This is a genomic window from Teichococcus vastitatis, assembly GCF_003604215.1.
GTDB classification, from domain to species: Bacteria; Pseudomonadota; Alphaproteobacteria; order Acetobacterales; family Acetobacteraceae; genus Pseudoroseomonas; species Pseudoroseomonas vastitatis.
Genome location: NZ_QXGS01000021.1, coordinates 29,148 through 50,597, shown reverse-complemented (window position 1 = coordinate 50,597; position 21,450 = coordinate 29,148). Strand labels below are relative to the sequence as shown.

Annotated in this window: 18 protein-coding genes; 15 read left to right on the top strand and 3 right to left on the bottom strand. The window is 69.2% G+C overall.

Annotated features, from left to right (window positions below):
- Nucleotides 1–254 precede the first annotated feature (254 nt).
- Entirely contained in the window at nt 255–725 is a 471-nt protein-coding gene (locus D2K64_RS17435; protein WP_238384259.1) for a DUF6481 family protein, read from the top strand.
- A gap of 410 nt (nt 726–1,135) precedes the next feature.
- On the opposite strand, the gene D2K64_RS17430 is transcribed toward D2K64_RS17435, so the two are convergent.
- On the bottom strand, nt 1,136–3,619 hold the full coding sequence (locus D2K64_RS17430; protein WP_202910725.1) for a heavy metal translocating P-type ATPase: 2,484 nt from the start codon (nt 3,617–3,619) through the stop codon (nt 1,136–1,138).
- 307 nt (nt 3,620–3,926) lie between these two features.
- Between D2K64_RS17430 and D2K64_RS17425 the strand changes: the two genes are divergently transcribed.
- On the top strand, nt 3,927–4,127 hold the full coding sequence (locus D2K64_RS17425) for a type II toxin-antitoxin system ParD family antitoxin (RefSeq protein WP_120009665.1): 201 nt from the start codon (nt 3,927–3,929) through the stop codon (nt 4,125–4,127).
- Nucleotides 4,124–6,862: a hybrid sensor histidine kinase/response regulator gene (locus tag D2K64_RS17420; protein ID WP_120009664.1), complete on the top strand. Its 2,739-nt coding sequence runs from the start codon at nt 4,124–4,126 to the stop codon at nt 6,860–6,862. The genes D2K64_RS17425 and D2K64_RS17420 overlap by 4 nt, the downstream gene beginning before the upstream one ends.
- Before the next feature lie 205 nt (nt 6,863–7,067).
- On the opposite strand, the gene D2K64_RS17415 is transcribed toward D2K64_RS17420, so the two are convergent.
- Entirely contained in the window at nt 7,068–7,841 is a 774-nt protein-coding gene (locus D2K64_RS17415; protein ID WP_120009663.1) for an SGNH/GDSL hydrolase family protein, read from the bottom strand.
- A 554-nt stretch (nt 7,842–8,395) separates the two neighbouring features.
- Between D2K64_RS17415 and D2K64_RS17410 the strand changes: the two genes are divergently transcribed.
- From D2K64_RS17410 to D2K64_RS17380, 7 genes are all read left to right on the top strand, one after another.
- Nucleotides 8,396–10,189, top strand: coding sequence for a PHA/PHB synthase family protein (locus D2K64_RS17410; RefSeq protein WP_202910724.1), 1,794 nt, complete (start codon nt 8,396–8,398; stop codon nt 10,187–10,189).
- A 9-nt stretch (nt 10,190–10,198) separates the two neighbouring features.
- Entirely contained in the window at nt 10,199–10,456 is a 258-nt protein-coding gene (locus D2K64_RS17405; protein ID WP_120009661.1) for a DUF6489 family protein, read from the top strand.
- A gap of 321 nt (nt 10,457–10,777) precedes the next feature.
- Complete coding sequence (locus D2K64_RS17400; protein ID WP_238384258.1) at nt 10,778–11,764, top strand: Bug family tripartite tricarboxylate transporter substrate binding protein; 987 nt, start codon at nt 10,778–10,780, stop codon at nt 11,762–11,764.
- Between the two features lie 214 nt (nt 11,765–11,978).
- Nucleotides 11,979–12,518: a carboxymuconolactone decarboxylase family protein gene (locus D2K64_RS17395; protein ID WP_120009660.1), complete on the top strand. Its 540-nt coding sequence runs from the start codon at nt 11,979–11,981 to the stop codon at nt 12,516–12,518.
- A complete protein-coding gene (locus D2K64_RS17390; RefSeq protein ID WP_120009659.1) occupies nt 12,515–13,324 on the top strand; it encodes an SDR family NAD(P)-dependent oxidoreductase in 810 nt (269 codons plus the stop codon). The genes D2K64_RS17395 and D2K64_RS17390 overlap by 4 nt, the downstream gene beginning before the upstream one ends.
- A gap of 25 nt (nt 13,325–13,349) precedes the next feature.
- Nucleotides 13,350–14,147: an SDR family NAD(P)-dependent oxidoreductase gene (locus tag D2K64_RS17385; protein ID WP_120009658.1), complete on the top strand. Its 798-nt coding sequence runs from the start codon at nt 13,350–13,352 to the stop codon at nt 14,145–14,147.
- A gap of 54 nt (nt 14,148–14,201) precedes the next feature.
- The gene (locus tag D2K64_RS17380) at nt 14,202–15,206 is read left to right on the top strand and encodes a Bug family tripartite tricarboxylate transporter substrate binding protein (protein WP_120009657.1); all 1,005 of its coding nucleotides are present in this window, start codon (nt 14,202–14,204) and stop codon (nt 15,204–15,206) included.
- Between the two features lie 28 nt (nt 15,207–15,234).
- Here the strand turns inward: D2K64_RS17380 and D2K64_RS17375 are convergent, their stop codons facing one another.
- Complete coding sequence (locus D2K64_RS17375; RefSeq protein WP_120009656.1) at nt 15,235–16,029, bottom strand: IclR family transcriptional regulator domain-containing protein; 795 nt, start codon at nt 16,027–16,029, stop codon at nt 15,235–15,237.
- Between the two features lie 173 nt (nt 16,030–16,202).
- Here D2K64_RS17375 and D2K64_RS17370 point away from each other — a divergent pair, with 173 nt between their 5' ends.
- From D2K64_RS17370 to D2K64_RS17350, 5 genes are read left to right on the top strand one after another with little or no spacing between them, the layout of a single operon-like run.
- Nucleotides 16,203–17,525 (top strand): CaiB/BaiF CoA transferase family protein, encoded by a 1,323-nt coding sequence (locus D2K64_RS17370; protein ID WP_370765075.1) that lies wholly within the window; start codon nt 16,203–16,205, stop codon nt 17,523–17,525.
- Entirely contained in the window at nt 17,522–18,499 is a 978-nt protein-coding gene (locus tag D2K64_RS17365) for a tripartite tricarboxylate transporter substrate binding protein (protein ID WP_120009654.1), read from the top strand. Before D2K64_RS17370 ends, D2K64_RS17365 begins: the two co-directional genes overlap by 4 nt.
- 5 nt (nt 18,500–18,504) lie before the next feature.
- On the top strand, nt 18,505–19,650 hold the full coding sequence (locus tag D2K64_RS17360) for an acyl-CoA dehydrogenase family protein (RefSeq protein WP_120009653.1): 1,146 nt from the start codon (nt 18,505–18,507) through the stop codon (nt 19,648–19,650).
- On the top strand, nt 19,650–20,657 hold the full coding sequence (locus D2K64_RS17355) for an acyl-CoA dehydrogenase (protein ID WP_120009652.1): 1,008 nt from the start codon (nt 19,650–19,652) through the stop codon (nt 20,655–20,657). Before D2K64_RS17360 ends, D2K64_RS17355 begins: the two co-directional genes overlap by 1 nt.
- A complete protein-coding gene (locus tag D2K64_RS17350; RefSeq protein ID WP_120009651.1) occupies nt 20,654–21,448 on the top strand; it encodes a crotonase/enoyl-CoA hydratase family protein in 795 nt (264 codons plus the stop codon). Before D2K64_RS17355 ends, D2K64_RS17350 begins: the two co-directional genes overlap by 4 nt.
- Nucleotides 21,449–21,450 lie beyond the last annotated feature (2 nt).

Genomic DNA, 21,450 nt, shown 5'->3' with positions numbered 1-21,450 from the left:
TGGCTCAGAACTTCCTCGCCGCGCTCGCCCTCGTCGCTGTCGTCACGGAGTGGATCTAAATGAGTCCCCTACCTAGCGAGAAGGTCTTCGTCAACCATGCAAGTGCAGGCCAAGGTTGTTGTGCCGGCACCTCAAGCCACCAAGCTTCGCAGATTGATAACCTGTCTGAAACACGGCTCCTCAGAACATTAACACGAAGAAGCAGTGCATCAAATTTACAACACACACGATGTACGAATATCGTGTAAGATCTCATGATGCATCGTATTCAGAACAATCATTATCAGAATGACCGCTTCGACACGCGATTGAACTCCTCCGCTGAGGCAAAAGCCTCGGCCCTAGCGAAATTCCGCGCTCAGCCGGCAGCGGACAATCCTGTGGTTGTCGCCCGGCGTGAGGCGCAGATTGCCGTCGCTGCCGCCCGCGAGGCCCGCGTGGCGGAGCGGAAGATAGCGCGTGAGCGCGAGGCTGCGGAGTTGGCGGCCCGGCAAGCCATGGAGGACGCTGCGCGAGAAGCGCAGAAAGCCGAGGAAGCTGCCGCAGCTCTCGAACAGCTCCGTCAGGAAGCCGCCGAGGCCGCCCAGGCGGCGTTGCAGAAGGCGGATCAGGAGACACGTGCTGCGATCCTCGACAGCGAGGCCAAGGCCCGGGCGCTCGCTCTTGCGGCGGAGCAGAAAGCGTTGCGCGACGCTCGCTACGCGGCTCGCAAGGCCCGTCGCTAGAGCAGGATTCTAAAGTAAAGGTTCTGGAAACGCTCCGCGTCACGTGAAGCGGCAGGAGGCGGGGCTCCAGACGCCTCGCCTCCTGCGAGCTGGACCGACAAGCGATGTCAGTATCGCTTCGATGCGCTCACCTACCGCTTGGCGCTGGCAACGCTCATTTCTTGCTTTCCTATCAGGTACATGATCGAAGTGCCGGAAGAAGCTGCTGATTCCGGCAGCCTTCCAGCCTATCCGACCGTGCCACTATCCCGACATCCTGCCTGTGCGGCGGCGGAATCCTTCAGCCAGAACACCGCAACTATGTGACGTGCCGCACAACGAGTACACGGGGCGACCTACGTCCTGTCCGGATTGCCCCCATACGATCAAAGCGGATGCCTTATGCCGTCGATCCCTCAACTCCGGTTTCGTCACGCATCCGGCTTCCAGCACAGAAGCCGCAGGGCATTCAGGGTCACAAGCACCGTGGCACCCGTATCCGACAAAATCGCTGGCCATAGGCCCGTCAGCCCCAGCACCGTGGTGGCAAGAAACACGCCTTTGAGCCCCACCGCGATCGCCACATTCACCTTCACATTCGTCATGGTGGCACGTGACAAACGGATCAATTCGGAGACACCCGTCACGCGATCCTTGAGAAGGGCAGCGTCGGCCGTTTCGAGGGCGACATCCGTGCCGCCCCCCATGGCAATCCCAACCGACGCCGCTGCCAATGCAGGCGCATCATTGATGCCGTCGCCCACCATCACCACCGGTCCCGCGCTGCCCAGAGCGATGATCTCGCGGAGCTTGTCAGCGGGCAGCAACTCTGCCTTCGCCTCCAGCCCTAGGCTCCGGCCTATGGCCTCTCCGGTGCGCCGGTTGTCACCCGTGAGCATCACGGAGCGGATGCCCATCCTGGCCAGGGCGGCTACGCCGGCGGCCGCGTCGGCGCGCAGCTCGTCGCGCAGCGCCAGGATGCCCTGGACCTTCGCATCGGCGAGCACCACCACGACGGTCTTGCCCTCGGCTTCCAACTGGGAGGCGGTCTCCACCAGATGATCCGGGATCGCGCCGGTTTCCGCCGCGTGGCGCAGACTGCCGACGCTGACCGCGTGCCCGTCCACCATCGCGGACACCGCTTTTCCCGGAATGGCGGCTTGCGCGGAGGCCTCGGGAATGGCGATGCCGCGCCTCGCCACCTCGGCCAGCACAGCCCTGGCGAGCGGATGGGCGGATGCCTGCTCAACCGCGGCTGCCAAGGCCAGAAGCCTGCCCTCGGAGCTGCCCTGCGCAGGAAGGAGATCCGTGATCCGTGGGCGGCCCTTGGTCACCGTGCCTGTCTTGTCAAAAGCCACTGTTCTGGCGGCGCCGATCTTCTCCAGCGCCGCTCCCCCCTTGATCAGCAGGCCCCGCCGGGCGCCGGATGACAGTCCGGCGGCCATGGCGGCGGGGACGGAAATGACCAGGGCGCAGGGACAGGCGATGAGCAGCACGGCCAGACCCCGATAGGTGCTGGTCCACCAATCCCATCCCAGCAGGACAGGTGGCACGAGGATGACGAGCAGGGACACGGCCATGGCACCCGGTGTCCACCAGGCGGAGAACCGCTCGATGAAGCGCTGGGTCGGCGCGCGGGACGTGGTGGCATCCTCCACCAGGCGAATGATGCGGGCGATGGTGTTGTCGGAGGCGGCCCGCGTGACGCGCACGCGGAGCACCCCATCGACGTTGATCGAACCCGCCATGACGAAGGCCCCGGCGCCGCGCAGAACCGGCACGCTTTCACCCGTCACCGAGCTTTCATCGATCGATGACTCGCCATTCTCGATGCTGCCGTCGCAGGCCACGCGGTCGCCCGGCCGGATCAGAACGAGGTCGCCGATGCCGAGCGCCGCGGCGGGAACCGGCACGGCCGCGCCATCATCGCGAACACGCAGCGCGGTCGAGGGCATCAGCTCCGCCAGGGCGCGGATGCCGGCTCTGGCATGGCCCGCCGCGACATTCTCCAGCAATTCCCCAACGGCGAAGAGCAGCACCACCATCGCCGCCTCCTCGGCGGCGCCGATCGCGACGGCGCCGATGGCGGCCGTGACCATCAAGGTTTCGATCGAGAACGGAGTGCCTGCCCGCGCCAAGGCCAGGGCGCGGCGCCCGAAGGGCAGCAGCGCCACGCCCGTTGCCACGAGGAACAGCGGATAGGTCAGCGATCCCGGCAGCACCAGGGACAGCAGATAGGCGGCGGCCACGAGCGCGCCGAGCAACCATACCAGGCGCGCCTTCCCCGTGGAATACCAGCGCGTGGCGGCGCCCTGCGCATTCTCCTGAACAGCGCCTACAGAAGCGGAAGCCGGAACATGGCCGGATTCCCGGCCCGATATCCCAGACCCGGCGGCGAACCTTCCTGTCGCATCCACCAGGCCAGTTGCGGCTTCGGGTCCGTCTCCCGGCACTGGCCGCGCCGGATAGCCCAGCGCCGACAGCGCCGCTTCGATGGCGGTGGCATCGGTCTGGCCAGGAGCCAGCCGCAGGGTGAGGCGTTCCGCCATCAGGTTCACCGCGACCTCGGAGACACCCGGCATCCGCCGCAGGGCGGTGCCCACCTTCGCGACGCAGGAGGCGCAATCCATGCCTTCGACGTGCCAGGCCAGGAGCGGCGAGGCCGAGGGCGGGCCGATCCGCAGCGATCGGAAGCCCAGCGCGGCGATCCGCTCCTCCACCTGGGCGGCCGAACTGCCACCGGCTTCCAGAACCGCCGACAGGCGTTCCGCCATCAGACTGACGCGCACATCGCTGACGCCGGGCAGGCGAGCCACCGCTTTCTCGAGCTTGGCGGCACAGGACGCGCAATCCATGCCGGTGACCTTCCACGCCAGGGATCGCGTCTCGCCGCGCCCACCTCCGAAGCCATCCATTGCCTATCTCCGCTCAATGGCACCTCAGATACGACTTCCAGTCACTGGAGGTTCAAGAGGGTGGCGCGAGGATAGGCGCCCGCCCCCGCGGGCCCGCCGGAACATCTGCAGGATCCGTCCCCCGCTCCACCTTCGGGCGCACGCCCCGATCATCCGCCTGCGAACGACCCGCATGCGGTGGTGGATGACGTCGATGACGGCTCATGCGGGCCGCCCGATCCTGGTTCGCCGCCGCGGAAACCAGGCCCCTGATGATCGCGATTTTTCCAGGGTGACACCCTGGCCATGCCCCGGCTAAGGCAGCGGCATGCCAGCCCACCACAGCCTTCATGTCGCACTCACGCGCGAGCTCTGCGAGTTCGTCGCCCGCCTTGTCGCCTCGGGCCGTTACCAAAGCTCCAGCGAGGCTGTCCGCGCGGCCCTGCGCCTTCTGGAGCAGGCCGAGGCCGACCCCCTCGACCAGCGGCGGACCGGCGCCTTCACCCTGCAGGGCGAGCCGCAGCGATGATCTCGCCTGCCAGCACCAGCCACCCTGCGCAGTTGAGCCCTGGCCGCCTGGCCGAACTCATCCTGGAGAGCTCGGCCGATTTCGCGATCCTGACGCTGGATCTGGAGGGGATCATCACCTCCTGGAACAGTTCCGCCGAGGCAGTGATGGGATGGTCTCCCGGGGAAGCCCTTGGCCAGGACGCTTGCATGATCTTCACGCCCGAGGATCGGGCGAGCGGAGCCTGCCAGGGAGAAATGTCGGCCGCGCGCCTCGAGGGCCGGGCCGTCGATGAACGCTGGCACCTCCGCAAGGATGGTACCCGCTTCTGGGGCGCGGGCTCCATGACGCGGCTCGAGGACAAGGAAAGCGGCGCCCATCTCGGCTATGTCAAGATCGTCCGCGACCGGACGGAGCAGCACGAGGCCGGGCAGCGGCTCCGCCGCAGCGAGGAACGGTTCCGGACCCTCTTCGGCATCAGAACGGTCGGCGTGATGGTCTGGGGACCGGGCCTGGAGCTGGTGGAGGTCAACGACGCTTTTCTGCAGATGACCGGCTTCAGCCGGGAGGAGGCTCTCGGCAAGACCTGGCAGGACCTCACCCCGGCGGAGTTCTTTCCAGCTTCGATGAAGGCCGTGTCCGAGATGGGCGCGGCGGACGAGAACACGCCGTACCAGAAGCAGTGCTTCAGGAAGGATGGCTCGCGCTGGTGGGGCCTGTTCGCCGCGCGCCGCATGAACGAGCAGGAGGTGGTCGAGCTCGTTCTCGACATCACCGAGCAGAGGCTGGCGGAACAGGCAGCCCGCGAAAGCGATCAGCGCTTCCGGCACCTGACGGAGCTCTCGCCGGCCCTGGTCTGGCTCAGTGATCCAGACGGCAAGCTGATCTACCTGAACCAGCATTATTACGATCTGACCGGCAGCACGCCCGAGGACGCGGTGGGCCACGGCTGGGCATCGGCGGTGGCCGTGCATCCGGACGACTTGCCGCGGGTCCGGGCCGCCTGGGACGACGCCCACGCCCGCGAGGTTCCCTTTGACCTCGAATTCCGCCTCCGGCGCAACGACGGCCAGTATCGCTGGTACAGCTCGCGGGCCACGCCGCAGCGGGACGGAGCAGGCCGCCTGATCGGATGGCTCGGCAGCAACGCCGATGTCACGCCCATGAAGGAGGCCGAGCGCGTTCTGCGCGCCTCGGCCGAAACCCTGGAGCAACAGGTTGCGGAGCGGACGGCGGATCGCAACCGCATGTGGCGGTTGTCCAGCGACATCATGCTGGTGGCCGATTTCGACGCCCGGATCGAGGCGGTGAACCCGGCCTGGACCAGCGTGCTCGGCTGGAGCCAGGAGGAGCTCATCGGCAGCGACTTCATGCGGCTGGTGCACCCGGATGACGTGGCCTCCACCCTGGCCGAGGTCGGGAGGCTGATGGAAGGTCTGACCACCCTGAAATTCGAGAACCGCTATCGCCGGAAAGACGGCGACTACCGCTGGCTGTCATGGACCGCCATGCCGGATGAGCGGTTCATCCACGCCGTGGGCCGCGACATCCAGGCCGAGAAGGAGCAGGCCGAGACGCTGCGCCAGACCGAGGAGGCCCTTCGGCAAAGCCAGAAGATGGAGGCCGTGGGGCAACTCACCGGCGGCATCGCGCACGACTTCAACAATCTCCTGACCGGTATCACCGGCAGCCTGGAACTGTTGTCGACCCGGGTGACGCAGGGGCGCCTTGGCAACCTCGAACGCTACGTCTCCGCGGCGCAGGCCGCCGCGACCCGGGCAGCGGCGCTGACGCACCGCCTGCTGGCCTTCTCCCGGCGCCAGACGCTCGATCCGCGGCCGATCAATGCGAACCGGTTGATCCAGGAGATGGAGGAGCTGATCCGCCGCACGACCGGACCGCAGATCATCGTGGAAACGGTGCTGCATGCCGAACTCTGGACCACGCTGTGCGATCCGAACCAGCTTGAGAACGCGTTGCTGAACCTGTGCATCAATGCCCGCGACGCCATGCCGGAGGGCGGGCGGCTGACCATCGAGACAGTCAATGCCGCGATCGACGAGCGCGGCGCCAGGATGCGCGACATGCAGCCCGGGGAATACGTCGTGATCTGCGTGACCGATACCGGCACCGGGATGTCGCCGGACGTGATCGCGCACGCCTTTGATCCCTTCTTCACCACCAAGCCGGCCGGCCAGGGCACCGGGCTGGGCCTGTCCATGATCTACGGCTTCGCGAAGCAGTCGAGCGGCCAGGTGCGCATCCGCTCGCAGGAAGGCCATGGCACCACCATGCGCCTTTACCTGCCCCGCAGCAGGGAAACAGCGGCCGGTGACGCGGCGCGGGCGGTGCTGGCCGATGCCCCGCGTGCGGAGCGGGGACAAACCGTGCTCGTGGTCGATGACGAGCCCACGGTGCGCATGCTGATCACCGAGGTGCTGGATGGGCTCGGCTATGCCGCGATCGAAGCTGCGGACGGTGCTTCCGGCCTGGCGGTGCTGCGATCCGATGCCCGTATCGACCTGCTGGTCAGCGATGTCGGCCTGCCGGGCGGCATGAACGGGCGGCAGATGGCGGATGCGGCGCGCCAGTTCCGCCCGCACCTGAAGGTGCTGTTCATCACCGGCTTCGCTGAGAACGCCATTGCCCGCCACGGCTATCTCGAGCCGGGCATGCACGTGCTGACGAAGCCTTTCCCGCTGGAAACCCTGGCAACGCGGATCAGGACGATCATTTCCGATGAGGTGACCGAGTGATGGTTCGCGAACACGCCCGGTAGACGCGACGCCAGCGAAGGCCCCGGAGGGTTGTTGAACAGGCTGCAACAGGATGGGCCGATCGCTGAGCTGTGGTGCAGCCCGGGTCCGAGGCGCCCGGATGGAACCCGCGCCGGTCCGCGGCGGCCGATGCCCGCCGGCGTGCAGCCCGTCCGACGAAGGGTGCGGGGGCGAGATCCGGGCCCTAGCGGTTCTCCTTCCCGCCCTTCACGAAGACCTCGGACCGCCCCCGAGCCGGGTCGGGGCTCGCGGCCCATTCCGCCACGGCGGCGGCGATCTTGCCGCCACCCTGGACCGATGGCCCGGTCGGGCCGGCGAAATCGGCATCCTGGTTGCAGATCAGCCGGAGGTCGATCACGGCCAGGCCGCGCGCGAACGCCTCGCGCGTGATGACGTCGTTGAAGGTGGCCAGGGCTGCTACCGTGATCCGGCGGCGCAGGGGATCGGTGAAGCGCGGATCATAGATGGTGCAGAGCGCGAGCGGCAGATCCGGCCGGCTGGCCGCATCGAGCATGGTCCGGTATTCCCGCGCGAATTCCTCGCGAAGGCCGGCCATGCGTGCGAGCCCGTCGGCTACGCTGCGCGCGGCCGCGCCGAGCATCGTTTCCTGGCGTGCCGCATTGTTGCCCCCGGCGCTGATGACGAGATGAGTGGCGTCCGCGGGCAGCCGGCCGAGTTGGGCCGCAACATCGGCCGCCACGGCGCCGCCCTGCGCCGCAAGCGTTGCCCGCCATCCGGCCGGCAATCGGGTGCGGAGCTGCGCCACCACGTCCGGACCGCTACCCTGGAGATAGCCTGAATTATCCAGCACGGAATCCCCCAGCAGGACCACATGCCCCGCATCCCGCCTTCGGGCGGGCTGCGCGCCGGCCGGACCAGCGCAGGCCGCCAGCGTCACCGCGGCCGAAACCCCGAGCGCGGCGCGGCGGGATGAGGTAAGGCTCCGTGGAGCGGTCATGAGGCGCCTCCGGGTGAAGGGGTGATCGGGACCATGTCCCCCAGGAGCAGACACAAACGTTTCGCCGATGCCGCGGTTGACCTGGCCTGCTGGCGCGTCGGAGCTGTTCCGGCGGCAACGCGGCATGCCCGTACCGACGCCCCCCAGCCCGCATCGCCGGCGATGCCCAGGGGGACAGCCGAGCCAAACGCGCGACACTTTCTAAACTTTCAAGCGGGCCCGCGTTCTACAGGAGGGACTTGGCTCGCGGGCCCGGAGAGGGGCCTCGGGCGTGGGCCGGAATGAGGACGCGGAACCGGGCGGAAAGCACCGCCGTTCCAGAAGCGCAACGGGCCATATCAGGGAGAGGCATCATGCCAGCCGGCAAAGGGAACAACGAGAAACCTCAGGCGGAGCCAGCTGTTCCTCGCGGTTCGGACGCTCCGGAACGGGGCTCCTCGAGTGCGGCGGCCACCGCGATCGGACCGGAGGTCCTGTTCGGCTTCTGGACCTCCTGGGTGAAGGCGATCTCCGAAACCAACCCCGCCTGGAGCGGTCCCGGGATGTGGCGGCCCATGCCCGCCGGGGAGCTGCGCGGCGGGCAGTTCGCGACGGCGGCAAAGGAAGCCGGCGAGCAATTCGTGCGGGACCCGATGCTTCGCTCCCTCGACCAGATGTGGAATGCCAATCCGCTCCGCGACGTGGTTCCGGTCGATTGGGCGGAGGTCGCCCGGGCGCTCCGGACGGTCTGGCTCCGCAATCTGGGGAACCCCGCCGATGCGATGACCTCGGCTGTCCGGTTGAACGCCGATCTGTGGCGCTCGGCAATGGAAGCGTGGAACCAGGCCGGACAGCGCTGGCTGGGCCTCGCGGGAACACCGGCCCCGGGGCCTTCTGGCAGGCCGGCCGACAAGCGTTTCGCCGCACCGGAATGGCATGCCAATCCCGCCTTCCGCGCCTTGAAGGACGCCTATCTGCTGGCCTCGGACTGGCTGCTCCAGCAGGGCAAGGCCGAGGACATGGACGAGGCGGAACGGCAGCGCCTGACGTTTCACCTGCAGCAATTCGTCGATGCGATGAGCCCGTCCCTGCTGCTCTTCTCCAACCCGGCCGCGCTGCGTCGCGCATTGGAAACCGGTGGCGCAAGCCTGGCGGACGGAGCGCGCAACCTTCTCGGGGATCTGAAGGCCGGACGCCTGAGCCTGGTGGACACGGCCGCCTTTGCACCGGGCCGGAACCTGGCCCTCTCCCCGGGCAAGGTCGTGCACCGCAACAAGCTGATGGAGCTGATCCAGTACGCACCCGCCGGAGAGACGGCCCATGCGGTGCCGCTGCTGATCCTGCCGCCCTGGATCAACAAATACTACATCCTCGACCTGCAGCCGAAGAACAGCATGGTCCGCTACCTCACGGAGCAGGGCTTCACCGTGTTCATGGTGTCCTGGAAAAATCCGGACGCCTCGATGGATGGCATCACCATCGAGGATTACATGGATCTCGGCCCGCTGGAGGCCAGCGACGTCGTGCGGGAGATCACCGGCAGCCCCACCGTCAACGTGATGGGCTATTGCATCGGCGGCACGCTGCTGGCCATGACGCTGGCCTGGCTGGCGGCCAAAGGGGATGAGCGCATCAGTGCGGCCACCTTCATGGTGTCTCTCCAGGACTTCTCCCGAGTGGGCGACACCGCCGTCTTCATGGGCGACGAATCCATCGAGCTGATCGAGCAGCAGATGATGGAACGCGGTTACCTCGACAGCCGCGAGATGTCGAATATGTTCAACCTGCTGCGGTCGAACGACCTGATCTGGGCCAACGTCGTCAACAACTACCTCATGGGCGAGAAGCCGCCCGCCTTTGACCTGCTGTACTGGAACAGCGACGGCACCCGGATGACCCGTGCTGCCCATAGCTGGTACCTGCGCAACACCTACCGCGAGAACAACCTGATCGTGCCCGGGCGCATCAGGCTGAAGGATGAGGCGATCGACCTCGGCCGCATCCGCCAGGATATCTACGCCGTCGGCGCCGAGCGCGATCACATCGTGCCGTGGGACGCGGCGTGGCGCATCACCCAGCTTGTCGGCGGCGAGGTCCGCTACGTGCTGGCGTCGAGCGGCCATATCGCCGGCATCATCAATCCTTCCGGCGGCAAGGGCGCCCACTGGACCCTGCCGCCGGGGGCGGCGGCCGGCTCCACCGCCGCCGAGTGGCGGCAGAACGCGATCAAGCATGATGGCAGCTGGTGGGACGATTGGAGCCGATGGCTCGCGGAGCGCTCGGGCTCCAGGTCCACTCCGCCGCCGATGGGTGGCCCGGCTCATCCGCCGCTCGACGACGCCCCCGGCCGCTACGTTCTGGAGAAATAGGGAAGAGCGATGAAGTTCACTATCGAGATCGACTGCACCGCCGACGAGGCGAGGCATTTCTTCGGCCTTCCCGACGTGAAGCCGATGCAGGATGCCGCCATGGCGAAGCTCAGCCAGCAGATGACCGACGCCGTCGCGAGCCTGACGCCCGAGGCGATGCTCAGGGCATGGCTGCCCCTCTCGCCCTGGTCGCCGGCCCAGATGCAGGAAGCCATGTCCAACATGTTCAAGGTGCCATCCGCCCCGAAAAAGCAGGAAGGCCGCTGACGACGGACCCGATGCCGGCGAGACCCCGGATGCGGGGCAGGCCGGCCCGGGCGAGCGGTGGCACGCCGCGTCCCCGCGAACGTTCCCCGGCCTGAACCCTCAGCCCCGGCGCACTCCGCCGTTCCGCTCATCCTGACCGGAAGCGCGGCTTTGATCAGGACTTTCGCCAACGTTCCGTTCTACCCTGCGGGGGTCATGGCGGCTGCCTGAGCCAAGGGGCACGAGACCCCGCTCAGGCACGGCCGCCAGGACCCGCCGACCCGGCATCGATCCGGGCGCGCGGAGCCCGTCCGGGACGGAAGCCGAAACAGGGGGAACAGCATGCCTGCCATCACACGCCGCTCACTGGTGCCACTCGCCGCCGGACTTGGAACGGCCGCCTCCGCCGCGACCGCCGCGGCCCCCGCATGGCCGAACCAAGCCGTGCGCTTCATCTGTCCCTTCGCCGCGGGCGGCCCGACCGATGTGGCGGCCAGGCTCGTTGCCGAAAGCCTCACCGGGCTTCTGCCGCAGCGGGTGCTGGTGGAGAACCGCACCGGCTCCGGCGTGGTGGTCGGAACCGAGGCTGTGGCGAAATCCCCCGCGGATGGTTACACCATTCTCTACAGCACCATTGCCCATGCGGTGCTGCGGCCGCTCTTCTCCAACCTGAACTTCGACCCGGTGGCCGATTTCCAGCCGGTCGCGCTGGTCGGCGTCGTGCCGATGCTGCTGATGGTGAACAACGCCGTTCCGGCGCGCGACTTGCAGCAGCTGATCGCCATGTTCCGCGACAAGCCTAATCAATATACCTATGGGAGTTCCGGCGCGGGCGGCGCCGTGCATCTCGCGACCGAGCTGTTTCTGCAGCAGGCCGGCAAGCTGAAGGTCAACCACATCCCCTATCGCGGCTCGGCGCCGGCGATGCCCGACCTGCTGAACGGCAACCTTACCATGTTCCTCAATGTGGCGTCGGACGGCATCGCCAGCGTGCAGCGCGGGACCACGCGGGGCCTGGCGGTCAGTTCCACGGAGCGCCTGCCGCAATTGCCCGATGTTCCGACCTTCGCCGAGGCCGGGCTGCCCGGCTACGAGGCCTACACTTGGCACATGCTGTTCGCACCGGCGAACACCCCGCCCGAAATCGTCAATCAGTTGAACGAGGCCGTGAACAAGGTCACCCGGCAGCCGGCCCTGCTGCAACGCTTCCGCGACCTGTCGATCCAGGCGCGCTCCGACAGCACGCCAGCCTCCGCTACGGCTTGGCTGCAGGCCGAGATGAGCAAATGGGAGCCGCTGGTGCGCGCTGCCAACATCACTGTGCAATAGCCGCTCTCTGCGCCCGGAGCGCAGGGATCGGAGCGGCCACGGCCCGACAGGCGCTGTGGCGGCACCCGATGGTGCCGCCACAGCGGCCGGCGCAACGCACCGCTTGCAGCACCTGCCTTCATGGTTGACGGAGCCGCCGCGGTGTTGTTCGGTGGTCCTCACCGCGGCGCGGGCTTCGATGCACAAGAAAGCCCCGCCCCCTGAGGAAACGCCCTTGGCCCGCATCCCCTACGCCGATCCCGCCAATCCGGAAACGCGCCAGCTCGTCGACCGAATCATTCGTGAGCGCGGCAGCGTGCTGCACCTGTACGCCATGCTGCTGCACAGCGGGCCGGTCGCGGAGGGCTGGCTCCGCTACCTCACGGCGATCCGCCACGAATGCGCCCTGCCGGCGCCGCTCCGCGAGCTGGTGATCATCCAGATCGCGCATCTGAACGGCGCCGCCTACGAGGCCGAGCAGCATATGCCGATCGCCCTGCGCGAAGGCGTCACCCAGGCACAGCTCGATGCCCTGCCGGACTGGCGGAACACCGGCCTGTTTGATGCGGTGCAGCAGGCGGCGCTTGCCTATTGCGAGGCCATGACCCGCGAAATCCATGTGCCGGAACCCGTCTTCGCCGCCGTGCGGAACGCGCTGCCGCCACGCGAATTGGTGGAGCTGACCGCCACGATCGGCGCCTACAACATGGTGTCGCGCTTTCTCGAGGCGATGGGCATCGATGCGCGTGACCCGCTGCCGGACCATCCGGGATGAGGGCGCTGGAAGGGCGGGTCGCCATGGTCACCGGATGCGGCTCGCAGGGGCCGGGCTGGGGCAATGGCAAGGCCATCGCCGTGACCTTCGCGCGGCATGGCGCGGCCATCTACGGCATCGACCTCGATCGAGAGGCCGCCGAGGAAACCCGCGCCATCGTCGAAGCGGAAGGCGGACGGTTTGCCGTCGGTGCCGGCGACGTCACCAGCAAGCCGGCCGTCGATGCGCTGGTGGCGGATTGCGTCGCCCGTTTCGGCCGGGTCGACGTGCTGGTCAACAATGTCGGCCATTCCCTGCCTGGTGATCCGGCGACCATGCCGGAAGAAATCTGGGACCGGCAGATCGATGTCAACCTCAAGAGCGCCTTTCTGTGCTGCAAGGCAGTGCTGCCGCTGATGGAGGCGCAGGGGCAGGGCGCCATCGTTTCCATCGCCTCGACCGCCGCCATCCGCTACACCGGCAAGCCGCAAGCCGGCTATGCCGCGGCCAAGGCGGGGCTGGTGCAGTTCAGCCGCGTCGTCGCGGTGGATTACGCGCGGCGCGGGGTGCGGCTCAACTGCGTGCTGCCCGGCCTCATGGACACGCCGCTGGTGGAGAAGCTGGCGCAGGATTTCGCCAGCCGCGAAACCGGCACCGACCGCGACACCTTCTATCGCCGCCGGCATGAGCAGGTGCCGATGGGCCGCATGGGCGAGGCCTGGGATGTCGCGGAGGCGGCGCTGTTCCTCGCCTCGGATGCGGCCCGCTACATCACCGGAACCGAGATCCTGGTGGATGGCGGGTTGTGCGCGGCCGTGCGCGGCTGAGCATGCAGGGGGAGGACGCGGCCCGATGCTGAGGCTGGACAACAGGATCGCCTTCGTGACCGGCGCCGGATCGGCGGGTCCCGGCTGGGGCAACGGCAAGGCCACGGCAGTGCTGCTGGCCCGCCAGGGCGCCAGGGTCTTCGCGCTCGACAACCGCGCCGAGGCCGTGGCGGAAACCGTGGCCATCATCGAATCCGAGGGCGGAACCGCGTCGGGCCATCTGGCCGACGTTACCAACTCGGCCGAGGTCGCGGCGGCGGTTGCGGCCTGCGTAGCGGCTTATGGCGGGCTCGACATCCTGGTGAACAATGTCGGCGGTTCCTTTCCGGGCAGCGCCGAATCCCTGGCCGAGGCCGATTGGGAACACCAGATCGACATGAACCTGCGCAGCGCCTTCCTGTGCTGCAAGCACGCCATGCCGCATCTGCGGCAGCGCAGCGGCGCCATAGTGAACCTGTCCTCGATCGCCGCGCTGCGCATGAGCGCGGACCGGCCGCATATCGCCTACAGCGCATCGAAATACGGCATCCTGGCGCTCAGTAAATCTATCGCCATGGAGCAGGCCCGGGCCAGCGTGCGCTGCAACACCGTGGTGCCGGGCCTGATGCACACACCCCTGGTGGAGAACCGCCTCGTGCGCCAGCTCGGCGCCAATGACGCGGCGCAGTTGATCGCCCGGCGCAACGCGCAGGTGCCCATGGGAAAGATGGGCGATGCCTGGGACATCGCGCATGCCGTGCTGTTCCTCGCTTCCGCCGAGGCGCGGCACATCACCGGAACCGAGCTGATCGTGGATGGCGGGATCTCGGCAGCGATGCCATAGGCCCGCCGCCGCACGGAACAACCGGCAACAGTCCGGGGCAGGGAAGGGAATGTCATGAGCCCATCAATGAAATCCGGCATCCGCCGGCGCACGGTGATCGGTGCCGCCGGCGCGGCGGCGGCGGCATGGTCCGGCGCGCGCCCTGCCATCGCGCAGGAAGCCTTTCCCCGCAGGCCGCTGACCATCGTGGTGCCGATCCCGGCCGGCGGCGGCACGGACTACGCCGCCCGCCTGATCGCCGAGCCGATGGGCCGCCTGCTGGGCCAGCCGGTGGTGGTGGAGAACCGGCCGGGTGGCAACGACGTGGTCGGGCTGATGCACGTGGCGCGCTCGCAGCCCGATGGCTACACGCTGCTGATGGGCTATTGCGGCACCATGGCGGGGCGGGCGGCGATCGGCGGAACCGGCAGCGTCAGCACCGCCGATGACTTCGTGCCCATCGGGCAGGTTTCCGACACGCCGCAGCTCTTCGTGGTGCATCCCTCGGTTCCAGCGACCACGCTGCCGGAGTTCATCGCCTATGCGAAGGCGAATCCCGGCAAGCTGAGCTATGCGTCCGCCGGCAACGGCTCAATGCATCATCTGGGCACGGAGCTGCTGAAATCGCGCGCCGGGATCGACATGCTGCATGTGCCTTACCGTGGCACCGGCGAGACGATCAGCGATCTCATCGCCGGCCGCATTCAGTTCTACATGAATTCACCCCCGCCGCTGGTCAGCCTGGTGCGGGATGGCAAGGTGCGGGCGCTGTGCGTCAGCTCCAACGACCCGCATCCGGGCCTGCCCGGCATTCCCCCCATCGCCGGCGAGGGGCTGCGCGACCTGCCACTCAACGTGTGGTTCGCCCTGTACGCACCGCGCGACGTGCCGGCCGGCCTGCGTGCCCAGCTCACCGAGGCCATGCGGGCCTCTCTCGCGGAACCGCAGATCCGCCAGCGCGCCTTCGAAGCAGGCTCCCTGGTCAATTTCCAGGGACCGGAGGAGGTTGCGCAGCGGCTTCGGCGCGAGATCGGCGGCTGGCGCGAAATCGCCGCGGCGGCCAATATCCGCGCCGACTGAGGCCGTCAGGCCGTCCGTGCCTCACCGGTCACGGGGCCGCCGCCTCGCGGCGGCCCACCGCGAGGCTCAGCTCGGAGGCCGCGTCCCGCAGCAGCGGCATCATCCGCTGCACCACCGTGTCGAGGTCCATGGCGTCGCGCAGATACATGAGGTTGAGGGAGGCCACGGCGCGGCCCTGCGCCAGCACCGGCACGGCGATGGCGCTGGCGAGGCCGCCATATTCCCGCTGGGCGTAGCTTTCCTCCATGCAGGCGAAGCCGGCGGCGCGGATCGCCGCGAGGTCCTGCTCCAACGCTTCCGGGCGTTGCAGGATGGTGTTCCACGGCTCGGGTGAGCGCGCGGCCAGGACCAGCGCGCGCTCGCGGTCGGCGTTGTCGCAGAAGGCCAGATAGGCCCGCCCCAGTGAGGTCGCCAGGATCGGCGCGCGGAAGCCGGTGCGCCGCTCGAACAGGAAGCGGCCTTCCCCGCGGCTGGTATGGGCCACCACCATCGCGTCGCCGTCGAACACGCCCACATCGGATGGCCAGCCGACGGCCTGCCGCAGCCGCGTCATCACCGGCATGGCGGCGACGCCGACTTCGCGGTGCAGGGCGTAGCCGCCGCTCAGTTCCAGCGTCTTGCCGGTGGGCAGGTAGATCGCCTGTTGCGGATGGCGACGGATGAAGCCGGCATGGATCAGTGTTTCCAGCATGCGCACAACCGTTGGCGCGTTCAGCCCGGTCAGCGCGTGAATCTCCCGCACGCTAGCCGAATTCAGCCGATTCACCGCCCGCAGCACGTCGAGGCCGCGCATCAGAGCGGTGACCGGCTCATAGGACGGCATGGTCTCACTCCCGCGACAGGACAAAACGTTTTCCGCTTCCAACGACCGGAGAGGCGTGCGAAGCTGCTTGTGAAACGGTATTTCACATCATGAAATTCCGATCAAGACAAGGGGCCCGCCCGGTAGCGATGCCGCGGCCGGAAAGCCCCGGGCGGGGAGGAATGAATGAACAGGTGCAACGCGCGCCCGATGGATGCCGCTGCGTGACGCCGGAGCGCGATGCCGCCGCGTCGACGCCCGCGCCGGGCCCTCTGCACGGCCTGAAGGTGCTGGACCTGTCACGCGTCCTGGCGGCGCCGCTGGCGACGCAGATCCTGGGCGATCTCGGGGCCGAGGTGCTGAAGATCGAGCAGCCCGGCCGCGGCGACGACACGCGCGGCTGGGGCCCGCCCTTCCTGGAGGACGGTTCGGAGCGGCCTGATGCCGCCTATTATTTCTGCGCCAACCGCAACAAGCGTTCCGTCGCCATCGACTTCGCGACCGCCGAGGGCGCGGCCCTGCTGCGCCGGCTGGCCGCCGGAGCCGACATCCTGGTGGAGAATTTCCGCACGGGCGGCTTGGCGCGCCACGGTCTCGACGCCGCGACGCTGCTGCGCGACAACCCACGGCTGATCTACTGCTCGGTAACCGGGTTCGGCCAGACCGGGCCCTACGCGACGCGCGGCGGCTATGACTTCCTGATCCAGGGCATGAGCGGGCTGATGAGCGTCACCGGCCGCCCCGAGGGCGAGCCCGGCGCCGGGCCGATCAAGGTCGGATTGCCGGTCAGCGACCTGTTCACCGGGCTGTATGCCGCCGTGTCGATCCTGGCGGCGCTGCGGCATCGCGAGCGCAGCGGGGAAGGTCAGCACATCGACTGCGCCTTGCTGGACAGCCAGGTGTCGCTGCTGGTCAACCAGGCGATGAACTACCTGGTCGGCGGCGAGGTGCCGCGGCGCCTCGGCAATGCGCATCCCAACGTGGTGCCCTATCGCGACTTCGCCACCAGCGACGACTACATCCTCGTCGCCTGCGGCAGCGACACGCAGTTCCGCGCCCTGTGCCGGCTGCTCGGGCGAGACGATCTGGCGGCGGACCCGCGCTTCGCCACCAATGCCGGACGCAGCCGCGAGCGCCGAGCGCTGGAAGTGGAGCTGGCCCGCGCCATCGCCCCCTGGCGCGCCGCCGAGCTACTCGCCGCCATGGCCGAGGCCGGGGTGCCGGGCGGCCCGATCAATGGCGTCGACCAGGTGCTGGAAGACCCGCAGGTGCTGGCGCGCGGAATGCTGCAGGAGATGCGGCGCGATGATGGCACGGCGGTCAGGGTGATCGGCTTTCCCGGGCGGCTGCCGCGCAGCCCGGCCTCCTACCGGCTGGCGCCGCCGCGGCTCGGCCAGGACACCGGGGCGGTGCTGGCGGAGGCGCTCGGTCTCGCTGCCGCGGAGATCGAGGCGCTGCGCACGGCCGGGGTGATCGCCCTGGCGGAGCCGCATCCGGCCAGGGAGCGTTCGGCATGATCCGTCCCACCCGCCGCGCCCTGCTGTCCACGGTGACGGCCCTGTCGGTCGCACCGGCGGCCCGCGCCGCCGAGGCGGCGTGGCCCGCGCGGCCGCTGCGCCTGGTGGTGCCGTTTCCGCCGGGCGGGCCGACCGACATCGTCGCCCGCGTGCTGGCGCAGCGCTTGGCGCAGGAGCTGGGCCAGCCCGTGGTGACCGAGAACCGCGCAGGGGCGAATGGCAACATCGGCAACGACGCCGTCGCCAAGGCCGAGCCCGACGGCTACACGGTTCTGTACAACACCTCTTCGATCGCGCTGAGCCCGGCGCTGTACACGCGGCTCTCCTACGACGTGCTGCGGGACCTGGCGCCGGTCGCGCAGACCGCCACCATTCCGCTGGTGCTGGCGGTGACACCCTCGCTGCCGGTGCGGGACCTCCGCGGCTTCGTGGATCACCTGCGGGCACGGCCGGGCGCGCTGTCCTATGGCTCCGCCGGCAGTGGCAACGTGACGCACCTCGCGGCGTTCCTGCTGCTGCGCTCGCAGGGGCTGGAGGCGGTGCACGTGCCGTATCGCGGCAGCGCACCGGCGCTGGTGGATGCGGCGGCCGGGCAGGTGCAGTTCCTGACCGACACGGTGAACTCCGCCCTGCCGCTGATCCGCGAAGGGCGGCTGCGCGCCCTGGCGGTGACCAGCCGGGCCCGGCTGGCGCCGCTGCCCGATGTGCCCACCGTGGCCGAGGCGCTGGTGCCCGGCTTCGAGGTTGGCGCCTGGCAGGGCATCATGGTGCCTGCCCGCACGCCGCAGCCGGTGGTGCAGCGGCTGAACGCTGCGGTGCTGCGCACGTTGGCCGACACCGATGTGAGGGCGCGCCTCGCCGAGCAGGCGACCGAGCCGCTCGGCACCAGCCCGGACGAGTACGGGCGCATCCTTCGCGCCGAGATCGCCCGCTGGGGCGGGGTGATCGCCGAAAGCGGCGTGAGGCTGGAGTAGGCGCGATGATCGGTGTTCTGCCCCTGGCCGCCATCCCGCCCGAGGACGAGGCCCTGCGTCCGGCGATCCGCGAGTTCCTGCGTGAGTCGGTGCCGCAGATCCCGCCGGAGCGCCGCGCCCGCTCCTGGATGGGCTTCGACGCCGGCTTCAGCCGCGCCCTGGCCGAGCGCGGCTGGCTCGGCCTGACCCTGCCGCGCGACCATGGCGGCGCGGGGCGCGGCGCCTTCGCCCGCTACGTGCTGTCGGAGGAGCTGCTGGCCGCCGGTGCGCCGGTGGCCGCGCACTGGATCGCCGACCGGCAGAGCGGACCGCTGATCCAGCGCTTCGGCACCGAGGCGCAGCGGCGCTTCTTTCTGCCCCGCATCTGCCGGGCCGAAGCCTTCTTCTGCATCGGCATGAGCGAACCCAACACCGGTTCCGACCTGGCCAGCGTCGGCACCCGGGCGGTGCGGGAGGATGGCGGATGGCGGCTGAACGGCGCCAAGATCTGGACCACCAACGCGCAGCATGCCCACTATATGATCGCCCTGGTGCGGACCAGCGGCGCGCCAGGCGACCGCCACAAGGGCCTGTCGCAGCTGATCATCGATCTCGGCCTGCCCGGCATCACGATCAACCCGATCCGCGACCTCGCCGGCGATGCCCATTTCGCCGAAGTGGTGTTCGAGGACGTGCTGCTGCCGGCCGAGGCCCTGATCGGCGAGGAGGGCTCCGGATGGATGCAGGTCAACGCCGAGCTGGCCTTTGAGCGCAGCGGACCGGAGCGGGTCCTGTCCTCCGCCGTACTGCTGGATGAATGGCTGCGCTGGCTGCGCCAGGACGGCGCCCCGGAAGCGGCCACGGCGCTGCTCGGGCGGCTGGTGGCGCATCTGGCAGTGCTGCGCGCCATGTCGGTCTCGGTCACCGGCCGTCTGGTGGCCGGCGAGAGCCCGGTGGTGGAGGCGGCGCTGGTCAAGGATCTCGGCACCGAGTTCGAACAGGCGATCCCGGCCCTGCTCACACCCCTGCTGGCGGAGCCGGGCCAGGCCGTGCCGGGCGGCCTGATGCGCACCCTGGCCTACACCGCCGCCATGGCGCCCTCCTTCTCGCTGCGCGGCGGCACCCGGGAAATCCTGCGCGGCATGATCGCGCGCGGCATGGGATTGCGCTGATGGACGAGCTGCTCGCCCGCTCCGCCGAGGAATTGTTCGCCCGCCTCGCGGCCCCGGAGCGGCTGCGCGGCCTCGCACCGAGTGAGGCGCCGCCCGGATTGCTGGAAGCGGTGGAGGAGGCCGGTTTCCTCCAGGCCCTGGTGCCGGAGGCGGCGGGCGGCATCGGCCTGGACCCGTCCGGGGCGCTGCCCATCCTGCTTGCCGCGGGGCGCTTTGCCGTGCCGCTGCCGCTCGGCGACACCATGCTGGCCCGTGCCGCGTTGGCCATGGCGGGGGTTTCGCCGCCCCCTGGTCTGGTGGTTCTCGCGGAGCCCTGGGGAAGCGAGGCCGCACGGCTGCCGCCGCTGGCCGGAGCACCGGATGCCTGGGCGCTGCTGCCACGCGGCGACGCGACGCTGTTGCTGCCCCTGGCCGAGGCCGAAGCCGTGGAGGCCGACACGGCGCCCGGCAGTGCCGTGTTCCGCTGGCACCGGTCGGGCGGACAGCGCCTGCCGGTTCTGGACCTCCTGGCCGCCGGCGCCTGGGCCGAGGTCGCGGTCATGGCAGGCGCGCTGCAGCCCATCCTGGAGGACACGGTGCGCCACGCCCAGGAGCGCCAGCAATTCGGCCGCCCGGTGGCCGCCTTCCAGGCGGTGCAGCAGCAGCTCAGCGTGCTGACCGAGGATGTGTTCGCCGCCCGCATGGCGGCGCAGCTCGCCTCGGTGCCCGACGGAGCGGGTGTCGCCGGCCTGTCCAGGATGCGCGTCGCCGCCGCCAAGCTGCGCGTCGGGGAGGCGGCGCAGCGGGCGGCGGGCATCGCGCATGCGGTGCAGGGCGCCATGGGCATCACCGGGGAAGTGCCGCTGCACCGGCTGACCGGGCGGCTGCAGGCGGCACGGCTGCGGTTCGGCGGCGAAGGATACTGGGCCAGCTGGCTGGGTCGGCAGGTGCTGGCCGACCCCGCCTCCGACACCCTGGCCTTCGCGCGCGCGCATCTGGGGCCCGCCGAACTGGAGACCACGTCATGAGCGATTTCCTGTTGTTCGAGCGCGACGGCCCGATCGTCACCCTGACCATGAACGCGCCGGAGCGGCGCAACGCCTTGGCGATCGAGGGCGGCAGCACCGATGCCTTTGTGTCCGCCTGCCGCCGCATCGCCGCCGAGCCCGATGTGCGGGCGGTGATCCTGACCGGCGCCGGCAGCGCCTTTTCGGCCGGCGGCGACCTGAAATCGATGCGGGAGCGCTTCGGCATGCCGCCCGCCGCCATCCGGGACAGCTACCGCCGCGGCATCCAGCAGATTCCACTGGCGCTGTTCGAGCTGGATGTTCCCACCATCGCCGCGGTGAACGGCCCGGCGATCGGCGCCGGACTGGATCTCGCCTGCATGTGCGACATCCGCATCGGCGCCGAAAGCTCCTCCTATGCCGAAAGCTTCGTCAGCGTCGGCATTGTGCCCGGCGATGGTGGCGCTTGGTTGCTGCCGCGCGCCGTCGGTCATTCGCGCGCCGCAGAGATGGCCTTCACCGGCGACCGGCTGGACGCGCGCGCGGCGCTGGAATGCGGCCTGATCTCCCGCCTGGTGCCCGATGCGGAGCTGATGGACGCGGCGCGGGCGCTGGCCGCGCGCATCGCCCGCAACCCGCCGCAGGTGTTGCGCATGACCAAGCGCCTGTTGCGTGAGGGACAGCACATGCGGCTGTCCTCCCTGCTGGAAATGTCCGCGGCCTTCCAGGCCCTGGCGCACACCACGCGCGACCACGAGGAGGCGGTGAATGCCTGGTTCGAGAAGCGCCCGCCCCGTTTCGAGGGATGCTGAGC